Annotated in this window: 8 protein-coding genes; 7 read left to right on the top strand and 1 reads right to left on the bottom strand. The window is 44.6% G+C overall.

Annotation, left to right across the window (positions count from 1 at the left end; all coding sequences use genetic code 11):
- Positions 1-2: 2 nt before the first annotated feature.
- The 4 genes from DWW91_RS01225 to DWW91_RS01240 are packed head-to-tail and all read left to right on the top strand — an operon-like array spanning position 3 to position 5,471.
- Positions 3-923: an endonuclease/exonuclease/phosphatase family protein gene (locus DWW91_RS01225; protein ID WP_158579654.1), complete on the top strand. Its 921-nt coding sequence runs from the start codon at positions 3-5 to the stop codon at positions 921-923.
- Positions 924-935: 12 nt separating this feature from the next.
- On the top strand, positions 936-2,420 hold the full coding sequence (locus DWW91_RS01230) for a sulfatase (RefSeq protein WP_122326705.1): 1,485 nt from the start codon (positions 936-938) through the stop codon (positions 2,418-2,420).
- Positions 2,421-2,462: 42 nt separating this feature from the next.
- Positions 2,463-3,854 (top strand): alpha-L-fucosidase, encoded by a 1,392-nt coding sequence (locus DWW91_RS01235; RefSeq protein ID WP_122326706.1) that lies wholly within the window; start codon positions 2,463-2,465, stop codon positions 3,852-3,854.
- Positions 3,855-3,884: 30 nt separating this feature from the next.
- A complete protein-coding gene (locus tag DWW91_RS01240; protein ID WP_122326832.1) occupies positions 3,885-5,471 on the top strand; it encodes a sulfatase in 1,587 nt (528 codons plus the stop codon).
- Position 5,472: 1 nt separating this feature from the next.
- Here DWW91_RS01240 and DWW91_RS01245 read toward each other — a convergent pair whose 3' ends face one another.
- Complete coding sequence (locus DWW91_RS01245; RefSeq protein ID WP_199722534.1) at positions 5,473-6,360, bottom strand: AraC family transcriptional regulator; 888 nt, start codon at positions 6,358-6,360, stop codon at positions 5,473-5,475.
- Between the two features lie 161 nt (positions 6,361-6,521).
- On the opposite strand from DWW91_RS01245, the gene DWW91_RS01250 reads away from it, so the two are divergent.
- From DWW91_RS01250 to DWW91_RS01260, 3 genes are all read left to right on the top strand, one after another.
- The gene (locus tag DWW91_RS01250) at positions 6,522-7,895 is read left to right on the top strand and encodes a sugar porter family MFS transporter (protein ID WP_048316868.1); all 1,374 of its coding nucleotides are present in this window, start codon (positions 6,522-6,524) and stop codon (positions 7,893-7,895) included.
- A gap of 10 nt (positions 7,896-7,905) precedes the next feature.
- A complete protein-coding gene (locus tag DWW91_RS01255) occupies positions 7,906-11,193 on the top strand; it encodes a DUF5107 domain-containing protein (protein WP_122326708.1) in 3,288 nt (1,095 codons plus the stop codon).
- A 168-nt stretch (positions 11,194-11,361) separates the two neighbouring features.
- Positions 11,362-14,148, top strand: a complete 2,787-nt coding sequence (locus DWW91_RS01260; RefSeq protein WP_122326833.1) for a glycoside hydrolase family 2 protein — start codon at positions 11,362-11,364, stop codon at positions 14,146-14,148.

The raw sequence follows: 14,148 nt of genomic DNA on the forward strand, positions 1-14,148 counted from the left end.
TTATGAAAAATATCATTTGTATCTTTTTTTTAAATATCTTTTTGGGAATATCACTAAAAGCTCAAAATGAAATTCAACGGACTTATGAGCGGCATTGGGAACAAGGGTATGAAAAAATAAGGATTATTTCATACAATGTGTTTAATGGTTTTGATTGGAAAAAAGACAAAGACCGTCAGAACCGTTTTGTGGAATGGATCAGAAAACAAGATCCTGAGATATTAGCATTACAGGAATTGTGTGGCTTTACTCAAGAAAGTTTATTGGTAATGGCACAACAATGGGGACACCCTTATGCTGTTATATTGAAGGAGGATGGTTATCCGGTCGGGATTACTTCAAAAAAACCGATAAATCTTAAAGCAAAATTGCTAGAAAACTGTGGACATGGTTTATTGCATGTGGAAACTTATGGATATGATATTTTGGTTACTCATTTGAATCCGGGAGATACAGATAAACGTCGTGCAGAAGCTGGGTTTATTGTTCAATATATAAAAGAAAAGGCATTAGATAAATGCTTTTTGATGGGAGATATGAATGCACATTCTCCATTTGATGCAGATTATATGGAAGCGAATGCTATTGAGTTGTTAATGAAATACGGAGGAAAACAAAGTCATAATTTATTGGATGGAAATTTTGATTATTCTGTTATTTCAAGACTTTTGTCATTGCCATTCATTGATGTTTGCCGACGTTATGTTCCCGAAGATAAGCGAACAACATTTCCAACTGCTATATTGATGTATTTGTCTCGACATCAAGAAGTCCGAAAACGAGTAGGTGAACGGTTAGATTTTATACTTGCAACGCCTTTGATTGCCAAAGAGGTGACAGATGCGTTTATTTATAATGAAGAAGATACGGATTATTTGTCGGATCATTATCCGGTAGGTATAGATCTGATGTATAAAAGATAAACAAGATAAAATATGAAGAAAATTTGCACAAGATTGATGTTTTCGATGATGGGAGTTTCCCCTTTGATGGCTCAGGAGAAGCCTAATATCATCTTCTTTCTGGTAGATGATATGGGATGGCAGGAGACCTCTGTCGCCTTCCATACGGAAAGAACTTGGTTGAACAACCATTACAATACGCCCAATATGGAGCGTCTGGAGTTGCAGGGAGTAAAGTTTACCCAAGCGTATGCTTGTCCTCTGTCTTCACCTAGCCGCATAAGTTTGATGACCGGGCAGAATGCTGCCCGGCATAAAGTGACGAACTGGACATTGTTTAAGGATAAATCTCCCGACCGGCATACAAAGAATGAAGAGGTGGCCGTTTCGGAATGGAACGTAAACGGCATGTCCATGGAACCCGGCGTTAAACATGCTTTATATGTGCGTGAAACACTGCCTTCCGTCTTAAAAAAGGCAGGTTATAAAACGATACATGTCGGGAAAGCCCATTGGGGGGCTATCGGGACACCGGGCGAAGAACCGTTGAACCTGGGATTCGATGTCAATATAGCAGGGCATGCAGCCGGAGGTCCGGGTAGTTATCATGGGACACGTAATTTCAGTGCCGCTTTTCGAAAAGGAGGTGCTGAATGGGATGTTCCGGGATTGGAAAAGTATCATGGCAAAGATATTAATCTCACTGAAGCATTGACTTTGGAGGCTACCCGTGAGATGGAAAAGGCGGTAGATGAGAAAAAGCCGTTTTATCTTTATATGTCCCACTATGCTATTCATGCCCCGTGGGAAGAAGACAGCCGTTTTCTGGATAAATACAAGCAGATGGGTCTGACGGATTTCGAAGCTATTTATGCCTCTATGTTGGAAAGCATGGATAAGTCTTTGGGTGACCTGATGCAACATGTCCGTCGTTTGGGGATTGAAGACAATACGATAATCATATTTATGTCGGACAACGGGCAACCGCGCCAAGCTAAAAAATATCCCCCGCTCAGGGGACATAAGATAACGCCTTACGAAGGCGGTATCCGTGTGCCGATGTTGGTAAAGGTGCCGGGAATGACGAAGGCGGGGTCGGTTTGTGACGTTCCGGTTATCATAGAAGATATTTATCCCACTATTTTATCTTTGGCTTCGGCAACGGAATTTGCAGAAAATATGGAAACGGTAGACGGTCGTGATTTCTCTCCTTTATTGAAAGGGAAGAAGTCTATGGACAAGAACCGGTCTTTCTTCTGGCATTATCCGCATATTTATGACATAAACGATCCGTACAGTGTCATCCGTAAAGGGGATTGGAAACTGATCTGGCATTATGCCGACCAACGGGCGGAGTTATTTAACTTGAAAGAGGATATAGGTGAAACGACCGATTTGATAGAAAAGGAACCGGCGAAAGCGGAGGTTTTGCGGAAAGAGTTGCGTGAATACCTGCAATCAGTGAATGCCTCTATCCCCTTGTCGAAGTCGGCCAATAAGTCTTTGGGGATGCCTTAATTATGAAAGATATAGATGAAATAAAAAACAGATAAATAGTATATGAAGAAAATTGAATTATTGTTCTTGTTGTTGTTCTTGGTTTTGTCTGTAAACGGGCAAGTGAAAGAAAGAATGCTTCCATTGCCGACCCAAGCCCAATTGGATTGGCAAGACGCAGAATTAGCGGTTCTTGTTTCTTACGACTTGCATGTGTTCGACGGAGTCAAATATAACCAGGCTTATAACCGTATCACCCCGATTCCTGATATAAATATCTTCAATCCGGAACAGTTGGATACGGATCAGTGGATTCGTTCGGTAAAAGCAATGGGGGCCGGAATAGCTATTCTTACGGCAACCCATGAAACCGGTTTTGCCCTTTACCAGTCGGATGTGAACCCGTATTGCATGAAAGCTTTAAAGTGGAAAGACGGCAAGGGGGATATTGTTCGTGATTTCGTCAATTCTTGCCGGAAATATGGCGTTCGGCCGGGTATCTATATCGGTATCCGTTGGAATTCTTTTCTGGGAGTACATGATTTCATGATGCCTAAAGACGGTACTAAATTTCAGGAAAACCGACAGGCCTTCTATAATAAAATGTGTGAAGGTATGACGGAAGAGTTGATGTCCCGTTATGGTGACTTGGTTATCGTTTGGTATGATGGTGGAGGTCATGGTCCGGAGTTGGGAGGAGCAGATATCCTTCCGATTGTAGAGAAATACCAAAAGAATATAATCTTCTATCACAATAGCCAACGTGCCGATATCCGCTGGGGAGGTTCCGAGTCGGGAACGGTTTCTTATCCTTGCTGGGGAACATTTCCATTTCCTTATTCCCATTCCAAAAGCCAGGATATAATCTTCAAGGATAATTTTAAGTTGTTGAAAACAGGTGATCCGGAGGGTAAATACTATATGCCTGCCATGTCGGATGCCCCGTTGAGAGGTTATAACGGCCGTCATGAGTGGTTCTGGGAGCCGGGAGACGATGCACATGTCTTTCCGTTGGAGCATCTGATGAAAATGTATCATGGTTCGGTGGGCCGTAATTCGACATTGATTTTAGGAGTAACGCCGGATGACAGAGGATTGCTTCCGGATGTGGATGTGGCTCGCCTGAAAGAGTTTGGTGAAGAAATACAACGTCGTTTTGGGAACCCGATAGCTACAACCCAAGGAGAAGGGAAGCGTTTACAGTTGAAATTGCCTGCAACGACAAAGATCAATGCCATTGTCATTGCAGAAGACATTCGCCAAGGTGAACGTGTCCGTAGCTATAAGGTGGAAGGAAAAGTGAACGGAAAATGGAAAACTTTGGCTACGGGAAGTTGTATCGGACATAAACGGATCGAGGAGATAGACCCCGTAGAGGTTTCTGCTCTCAGATTACAAATCGGAGAATCATTGGATCTTCCTGTCATTGCCGATTTTTCCATTTATTCATACTAACGTCTTATTCTGAAAAATATAATGAATGTCATGAAAAACAATTTATTCGTTTTATGTTGTACAGGTGTCGGACTTCTGTCGGCATCTGTTATGCAAGCCAAAGAGAAACCTCGTAATGTCTTGTTTATTCTTGTAGACGATTACGGTTGGAATGATACCTCCTGTGGGGGCAGTCGGTTTTACGAAACTCCGAATATCGACCGGATTGCCCGGCAGGGAGTGATGTTTACGCAGGGCTATGCTGCCTGCCAGGTGTCCAGCCCGTCACGTGCCAGTATCATGACCGGTAAATCGCCAGCCCGCCACGGTATCACCAACTGGATCGGAGAAGCTTCGGGAGAGGCATGGCGTAAAATGGGCCGCCATTCCAAACTGCTTCCGGCTGAGTATGCCTGGAAAATGTCCCAGGAAGAACAGACATTGCCGGAAACATTAAAACAACATGGTTATAAAACCTTTATGGCAGGCAAGTGGCATATCGGAGGGGAAGGATCTACTCCGGAAGATCATGGCTTTGAAATCAATATCGGTGGTTTCGAAGCCGGTAGTCCTGTCGGAGGTTACTTCTCTCCTTATAAGAATCCTAAATTGCCGGATGGTCCGAAAGGAGAAAATCTTTCCATGAGGTTGGCACAAGAAACATCTAAATTTATAGGAGAACAAACGAAGAAAAACAAAAAGCAGCCTTTCTTTGCTTATTTGTCTTTTTATGCCGTGCACGGTCCTATCCAGACCACGGAAGAAAACTGGAATTACTTTCGGAATAAAGCCGACTCGATGGGGATAGCTCCGGAAGGTTTTAAGGTAGACCGCACATTACCGGTTCGGCAGAGACAGGATAATCCGATTTATGCCGGTCTGATCAAACAAATGGATGACGCGGTAGGTGTGGTATTGGATAAACTGGAAGAATTGGGATTGATGGAAAATACATTGATTATTTTCACCGGTGATAATGGAGGCGTGTCTTCCGGCGATAATTATTCGACATCGTGTTTGCCGTTGCGTGGTGGAAAAGGTCGTCAATGGGAAGGCGGTTTGCGTGTCCCGTTTATTATTCAGGATCCGGACTGTCCGCTTCACGGAACAACGACCGATGTTCCTGCTATCGGTACGGATTTTTATCCAACTATCCTTGAGTATGCAGGTTTGCCGTTATTACCAGAGCAACATGTCGATGGGCGGAGTCTGATACCTGTATTGGAAGGATCAGAACTTCCGTCGAGGGCACTGTATTGGCATTATCCTCATTATGGGAACCAAGGTGGTGAACCCTCTTCCGTAATTCGTGACGGTGATTGGAAACTGATTCATTATTATGAAGACGGGAGAAACGAATTGTATAATCTGAAGATAGATGAAACGGAATCGGAACCATTGAATGCACAATATCCGGATAAAGTGGAGTTTTTGAGTCAGAAGTTATCTGTATGGCTGACAGAAGCCGGAGCCAGGTATCCGGTTGCAGATCCCCAATATAATCCGGTAAAAGAAGCTGAATATAAACTGAAGCAACAAACAGTGACGTTGCAACATCTGGAAGATCAGCGAAAACAACAGTTGTCTAAAACGTTCATACCCAATAAAGATTGGTGGGGTAGTAGCGTTGAAGATTAATCTATCCTTTCTTCTGCTTCTTATATTCCCTCGGTGACATCCCCATCACCTTGCTGAATAATCGGGAGAAGTAATAGGTATCTTCTATCCCTATTTTATAACAGATCTGGTTTACCTTCATATCCGTAAAGTCCAGTAGCTGGCAAGCCTGTTGTATTTTCAGTTGGTTGAAATAAGTCAGGGGGGCATATCCGGTACGCTTGCTGAACAGGACGGAAAAATGGGAAGGGGAATAGCCTATATGGGTAGCCAGGTCTGCTAATGTTATTTTCTTTTCCAGGTTTTCTTTCATATAGTGGATGGCAGCGGTAACGATATCGTTCTGATCCGATTCGTTACGGGCTGCTTCACGATATTGTTGGAGATAGCGTAAAGAACCTAAGTAATAATGAAAAGCAGAACAGGCATACAATAAGTTTTCATGGCTGTATCCCATCTCCAATGTGCGGAATATCTCTTCGAAAAGATCGTTTCGGTTACTGATCCGGGATTGGACGCTCGGTTTTATTTCGATCGGACGGCTGGCCTGACCGGCAAAGTAAGAGGCCAGCTTCCCCTTGAAATGTATCCAGTAAATGGTCCAGGGATTCGTATCATCCGAACCGTAGGCATGCGTAACTCCGGCTGGCAGGATAAAATACTGGTTGGCTGTGACCCTATATTCCTGGTCGCCGCAACGGAACCATCCGGCTCCCTCTATACAATAAATGAAGACGAACTGGCAGATCGGCTCTTTCCGTTCACGGAAATGATGCAGGGCCTTCGGGTAATAACCGATGTCCGTAATGTGCAGGATCGATGAAAGCGCGTCTTTCTCCATCTCTTGTACGATAGACTGAGGTAATACAAGGGCCCGTTCTCCGCTAAAACCGTCTTTGAGTTTGATCATGATACTGGATTTATAGATGTGCACAAAGATATGTTATTTATATTATATCTTGTTATTTTTGGAATGTAAATCGAAAGATTGTCCATCCCTAAGCCGGTTTTATCTATTTCACTATTAGCCGGAAACCTGTTTCTTTGCACCATAACTTTAATACTAATGTCATGAAGCGAACAACAGCTTACTTATTACTTATTTGCCTGGTCTCAGCTATGGGCGGATTATTATTCGGTTACGACTGGGTAGTGATCGGAGGTGCCAAGATATTTTATGAACCCTTTTTCGGACTTGAAGGCTCTGCTGCCCTTCGTGGGTGGGCGATGAGTAGCGCCCTGATCGGTTGTCTGGCCGGTGCGTTGCTTTCCGGTGAATGGAGTGATAAGTACGGGCGAAAAAAGATGTTGATTATCGCTTCTTTCCTTTTTGTACTGTCTGCCTACGGGACGGGGGCGGTCAATAGTTTTAACTGGTTTATCATTTATCGTATAGTCGGTGGGTTCGGTATCGGTATCGCTTCGAACATTTCACCGGTATATATTGCTGAGGTCGCTCCGGCCTCTGTCCGGGGAAAGTTTGTTTCCCTGAATCAGCTGACGATTGTTTTGGGTATCCTGATGGCGCAGCTGGCTAACTGGCAAATCGGAGAGTACTTTACACAGGGAGGTGAAACGCTGAGTGCCAACAGCATCGAGTGGGCCTGGCGATGGATGTTTTGGGCAGAACTGATTCCGGCCGGATTGTTCTTTATCCTTTCTTTTATTATTCCTGAAAGTCCGCGTTGGTTGGCAACCGTGCAAAAGACGACTCAGGCACGGGCTATCCTGTTACGTATCGGCGGAGAACAATATGCCGATCAGACGTTGGATGAACTGGCGCAACTGACCGATAAGAAAGAAGAAAAAGTAAACTGGGGAGCTCTGTTAAAGCCGGGTGTCCGGAACGTGCTCATTATCGGAATCGTATTAGCGATCTTCCAGCAATGGTGCGGTATCAACGTGATCTTTAATTATGCTCATGAGATATTTTCGGAAGCCGGTTATGCGGTGTCGGATGTCTTGATGAATATTGTAGTGACAGGGGTGACTAATGTGATCTTTACTTTTGTTGCCATCTATACGGTTGACAAATGGGGTAGACGAAGCCTGATGTTCGTCGGTTCGGCAGGACTAGCTGTTATCTATGGAATATTGGGAACCTGCTATTTCTTTGAAGTAAGCGGTTGGCCGATGCTTCTGCTGGTAGTGATGGCGATTGCCTGCTATGCTATGTCTCTTGCACCGGTGGTTTGGGTGGTTCTTTCCGAGATATTCCCTGTAAGGATACGCGGGATGGCAATGGCTATCTCCACATTCTTCCTGTGGGCGGCCTGCTTCCTGCTGACTTATACTTTCCCGATATTGAATGAAGCGGTGGGTGCTTCCGGAACCTTCTGGTTGTATGGTGCCATCTGTTTGAGCGGATTCTTCTTTATACGTGCAAAACTTCCTGAAACAAAAGGAAAAACATTGGAAGAACTGGAAAAAGAATTAACAAAATAAATATACTGAAATGAGTGAAAATGTGAAAGTGTGGGAAGAAGATATCCTTCTTCCTACTTACGGTATTGGCAAAGCCGAAAAGAATCCGATGTTCCTGGAGAAGCGTGTTTACCAGGGAAGTAGCGGAGTTGTGTATCCTTATCCGGTAGTGGAAAAGATTGAAGATACCTGCGAAGAAAAGAGTTATCATGCTGTTTATCTTGAAAACGAATATATCAAAGTTATGATCCTCCCGGAACTGGGCGGACGTGTACAGATGGCATACGATAAAATCAAAAACCGCCATTTCATCTATTATAACCATGTGATTAAACCGGCTTTGGTCGGTTTGACCGGTCCGTGGATTTCTGGTGGAATCGAGTTCAATTGGCCGCAACATCATCGTCCGAGTACGTTCCTGCCGATCGATTATACGATCGAACGTTGTGCCGACGGCAGTGCCATCGTTTGGGTGAGCGAGCGTGAACGTATGTTCCATCAGAAAGGGATGGTCGGTTTTACCCTTCGTCCGGGACGGGCTGTCCTGGAGATTCAGGGAAAACTGTATAACCCGACACCGATACCGCAGACTTTCCTTTGGTGGGCGAATCCGGCTGTGGCCGTAAATGATGCCTATCAATCGGTGTTCCCTGCCGATGTAAATGCCGTGTTCGATCATGGTAAACGTGATGTGTCACGCTATCCGATTGCTACCGGTACTTACTATAAGATGGATTATTCGGCAGGAGTGGATATTTCCCGTTATAAGAATATCCCTGTTCCTACCTCTTATATGGCAATCCGTTCCAACTATAATTTTGTGGGGGGATATGAGAATGATACACGTGCCGGTGTGCTTCATGTGGCAAACCATCATATCTCGCCGGGTAAGAAGCAATGGACCTGGGGTAATGGCGATTTCGGACAGGCCTGGGATCGTAACCTGACAGATTCCGACGGCCCTTATATCGAACTGATGACCGGTGTCTATACCGACAACCAGCCTGACTTCACCTGGCTTCAGCCTTATGAAGAAAAAACGTTTACCCAATACTTCATGCCTTATCGCGAACTGGGTGTGGTGAAGAATGCCTCTTCCGACCTTCTGATGAACCTGGAACCCGATGGAAAGGGCGCTTTATTAAAAGTTTTCGCTACGTCCGTGCAGAATGATTTGCATATTGTCGTGGAGAAATCCGGAGAGGTTTGTCTGGATATTACCCGTGATATTACTCCCGAAAATATACTGGAGGAATTTGTTCCGGTTGCAGATTTGTGCGATGTGAAAGTCTGTATCCGTAACGCAAAAGGGAAGCAGATGTTATACTGGGAACCGGAACCCGATGTGATTAAGGAAGTACCCGAACCCGCCAAAGCGGCTCTTGACCCGAAAGATGTGCGTACCACCGAACAGCTGTATCTGACAGGCTTACATCTGGAACAATACCGCCATGCCACTTATTCGGCAACCGATTATTATGAAGAAGCACTTCGCCGTGATGCGACCGATGTACGTAATAATAATGCGATGGGATTGTGGTTGATTCGTAAAGGTCAGTTTGCCAAGGCAGAACCTTATCTGCGACAGGCGGTGAAAACACTGACGGAACGTAATCCGAATCCTTATGATGGCGAGCCATTATATAATCTGGGTCTTTCTTTGAAATATCAGGGGAAAACAGAAGAAGCATATGACTCTTTCTATAAAGCCTGTTGGAATGCAGCCTGGCAGGATGCCGGCTACTATTCCCTGGCTCAGTTATCGGCAGCACGCGGGGATTGGGAAGAGGCTCTCTATGAAATAGATAAATCCTTACTTCGCAACTGGCATAATCTGCGGGGACGCCATTTGAAAGCGGCTATCCTTCGCCATCTGGGACGGAAGGATGAGGCACTGGCTTTGATTGAGGATTCCCTGCATATCGACCGTTTTAATTTCGGTTGTGGTTTTGAAAAATATCTGATTACCGGAGTTGAGGCTGACCTGAAAGAATTGCTCGCTCTGATGCGTCCGGAGGCCCATAATTATGAAGAACTGGCCTTGGATTATGCATCTGCCGGCTGTTGGGAGGAAGCATTGATGGCGGCTGAAACGGCTATCGGCCAAAATGTTTCGGGACAGACTATGCTTCATTATTATAAAAGCTGGTTCCTGATTCAACTGGATCGTAAAGAAGAGGCCTTGGCAGCTATCCGTGAAGCGGAACAGCAATTGCCTGATTGTTGTTTCCCCAATGTATTGGAGGCAATTCTTGCTCTACAGTCTGTTATCGGGTTTGCAACAGAAACTCCGAAAGCCTTGTATTATCTGGGTAATTTGTGGTACGACAAGCGTCAGTATCCGGAAGCAATCACCTGCTGGGAGACTTCCATGCAGCAGGATGATACCTTCCCGACCGTCTTGCGTAACCTTTCCCTGGCTTATTTCAATAAGCTGAATAGGCAGGAAGAGGCGGTTACTCTGCTTGAAAAGGCTTTTGCGCTCGATATGACGGATGCCCGTATCCTGATGGAGCTCGATCAGTTGTATAAACGCCTGAATCGTTCGCATGAAGATCGTCTGGCTTTCCTTAAAAAGCATAAAGACATAGCTTTCCAGCGTGATGACCTGTATCTGGAATATGTCACCTTACTGAATCAACTCGGACAATATGAAGAAGCAATCCGTATGATCGATGCCCGTAAGTTCCATCCGTGGGAAGGGGGAGAAGGCAAGGTCCCGGCACAATACCAGCTGGCTCGTGTAGAATTAGTAAAGCAGTTATTAGCTGAAAAGAAATATGAAGAAGCTCTGGCCTTGATTGAGGAATGTTTCATCTATCCGCATAATCTGGGCGAAGGCAAACTATATGGTGCACAGGAAAACGACTTTAATTATTATAAAGCCTGTGCTCTGTCCGGCTTGGGACGTAAAGAAGAAGCGATGGAATTATTCCTGGCCGCCAGCATCGGAAACAGCCAACCGGCTGCCGCTATGTATTATAACGATCAGAAACCGGATAAGATATTCTATCAGGGACTGGCTTTACGTAAGTTGGAACGTGAAGAAGAAGCTCGCGGACGCTTTAATAACCTGATTTCTTATGGCGAAAAGCATCTGTATGATGTATTTAAGATGGATTATTTCGCTGTATCCTTACCTGATTTACAGATATGGGAAGATGATATGAATAAAAAGAACCGTATCCATTGTAATTACCTGATGGCATTAGGCCACTTGGGATTAGGTAATAACGAGAAAGCAATGAAATATTTCAATATCGCTGCTGAAATGGATAATAACCATCAGGGAGTTCAGATACATCAGAAGATGATCTGATCTTTTCCGATGGCATGAACAGTGCTTTTCATAGTGTATGAACAGTACTGTTCACGGTATATGAACAACGTTGTTCGTGCTATCGGAACAGCATTGTTCATGCCTCTTGAAAAAACTGGTTTTTTATGGCATTTTCGGAGATACTCATTTAAAGAAGAAATAATAAATATGTTGAAGTTTTTTTTATCTATATGTATAACACTGATGTTGCTGACTTCTTGCCAAAAGCCATCGTCAGAGATTTCTTTGGCAGGCAAGTGGCAGTTTGCCATGGACAGTACGGATGTCGGGATAACGGAGAAATGGTTTGAACGTTCATTTGCTGATAAAATACAGCTGCCGGGAACGACCGATGAAGCGGGATACGGCATTCCGAATACGCTTCCCCCTTCAGTGGAGAAGCCGCAGATTCTTCATCTGACTCGTAAAAACAGTTATGTCGGTCCGGCCTGGTATTCGCGGGAAGTATCCATTCCATCGGATTGGGAGGGGAAGTCTATAGAACTAAAACTCGAACGTGTTATCTGGCAAACTTCTGTTTGGGTAGATGATAACCCTGTGCAGGGAAGTTGTGAAAGCCTGATAAGTCCGCATCGATTCGATCTGACCGGTTATCTGACGCCCGGTAAACACAAACTGACGATTCGTGTGGACAACAGGAAACAACATGATATTACTGTAAACGATATGGCACATGCTTATACCAACGAAACACAGATTATGTGGAACGGTATAATCGGCGATATCTCTCTGATAGCAAAAGAAGCCCTTTCCATCGAAGATTTGCAGGTTTATCCGGACGTATCAGGTAAACAAATCCGTATAAAGGGAAAAGTTTCCAATACGGGTGAAGCTACAGAAGGTTTGCTCTCGGTAAAGGTGGAAAATCAAAAAAGTGGATTGGTCGTATCTGTCCTTAAACAAAAAGTGGATTTTCAATCAGGCGAAAACCTTGTAAATCTAACCTGTTCAATGGGGGACTCGATAGAAATGTGGAATGAGTTTAACCCCGTTTTATATAAAGTGGATTTAGAGGTAAATGCAGGTTCGGTTAAAACGGAAAGGAGTACAAAGTTTGGCATGCGCGAATTCAGCCGGAATCAATCGGACCTGCTATTGAACGGAAATAAGGTCTTTCTGCGAGGAACACTCGAATGTTGTATCTTCCCGCTGACCGGACGTCCTCCGATGGAACCGGAAGGATGGAAGAAAGTGTTCCTTACGGCTCGCGAATGGGGATTGAACCATCTGCGTTTCCATTCCTGGTGTCCGCCCGAAGCCGCTTTCCAGGTGGCAGATTCATTGGGATTCTATTTGCAGGTAGAGCTTCCCCTATGGTCGGTAAAAGTGGGAGAAGATTCTCATACAAACGACTTCCTGTATGCTGAAGCTGACCGTATACTTGCAGAGTATGGCAATCATCCCTCTTTCTGTTTCTTCAGCCTGGGGAATGAACTGCAACCGGATTTTGAATTCTTATCCCGATTGTTGAAGCATACCAAAGAACAGGACCCGAGACATTTATATACAACCACTTCTTTTACATTTGAAAGAGGACATGGTGACTGGCCTGAACCGGATGACGATTTCTTTATCACGCAATGGACTAAGAAAGGTTGGGTACGTGGCCAGGGGGTATTCGATTCCCAGTCTCCTTCGTTCGACAAGGACTATATCGCTTCTGTCGAAGGAATGAATGTTCCGCTTGTTACTCATGAGATCGGGCAATATTCTGTTTTTCCTAACCTGAAAGAGATAGATAAATATACCGGAGTCCTGGATCCTTTAAACTTTAAAGGCGTAAAGCAGGAACTGGAGAAAAAAGGCTTATTGGATAAGGCTGACGATTACCTGAAAGCATCCGGTTATCTGGCGGCTATCTTATATAAAGAAGAGATTGAACGTGCGATGAAAACGGCAGGTTGCAGCGGTTTCCAGTTATTGGACCTGCATGACTTCCCGGGGCAGGGAACTGCTTTAGTCGGATTGCTGGATGCCTTTTGGGATAGCAAAGGTGTAACTGATGCAGAAACATTCCGTCAGGCCTGTTCGCCGGTAACACCTCTGGTTCGTTTCCCGAAAGCAGTTTATACGAGTGGGGAATCTTTTACGGCGTCTGTCGAAGTTGCTAATTTCACAGATAAAGAACTGAAAGATCAGTCTGTTTCCTGGATACTGAAAGATGAAAAAGGAAAAGAAATAGGAAAAGGCATGATGTCCTGCCCTTCGCTGTCAATCGGGTTGAATAGATTGCCGGAAGCGATTACCTGTCCGTTGGCGCAGCAGGAAGCAGCTCGGTTACTCCTGTCCGTTGCTTTGGATAATACTCCATATAAGAATGAATGGAGTATTTGGGTATATCCGTCCCAATTGAATCCGGTGAAGGATGATGTCGTTGTTACCCGTGATTTACGGGAAACTCAGAAGGCGCTTGCCGATGGAAAGAAGGTTTTATATAATCCGGACTATAAAAAGATAGAAGGGTTGGAAGGTAAATTTGTCCCTGTATTCTGGAGTCCGGTTCATTTTCCGAAGCAGGCAGGTTCGATGGGAATCCTTTGTGATGCGTCCCATCCGGCATTCGCCCATTTCCCGACAGGCAATTATACCGATTGGCAATGGTGGTCGCTGCTGAAGCAATCAAAAACGATTGTTATGGATACTTTGCCGTCCGTGACTCCTTTGGTGGAAGTTGTCGATAACTTTGCTAATAACCGCCGTTTGTCAAACCTGTTTGAAGCAAAAGTAGGTGAAGGAAAATTGCTTTTCTGCTCAATGGATATATTGTCGGACTGGGAACAGCGTCCGGAAGCCCGGCAGTTGTATTTTAGTTTGCTTGAATATATGAAAAGTGATTCGTTTGATCCGTCAAGTGCGATGGAATCGGATGTTTTGGCTCAATTGTTTAAATCCGGCCTCTCTTCGGGAGCAAGTAATCCGGAAGATATTTATTGA

Source organism: Parabacteroides sp. AF17-3, from assembly GCF_003635445.1.
In the GTDB taxonomy this organism is placed as follows: domain Bacteria; phylum Bacteroidota; class Bacteroidia; order Bacteroidales; family Tannerellaceae; genus Parabacteroides; species Parabacteroides goldsteinii.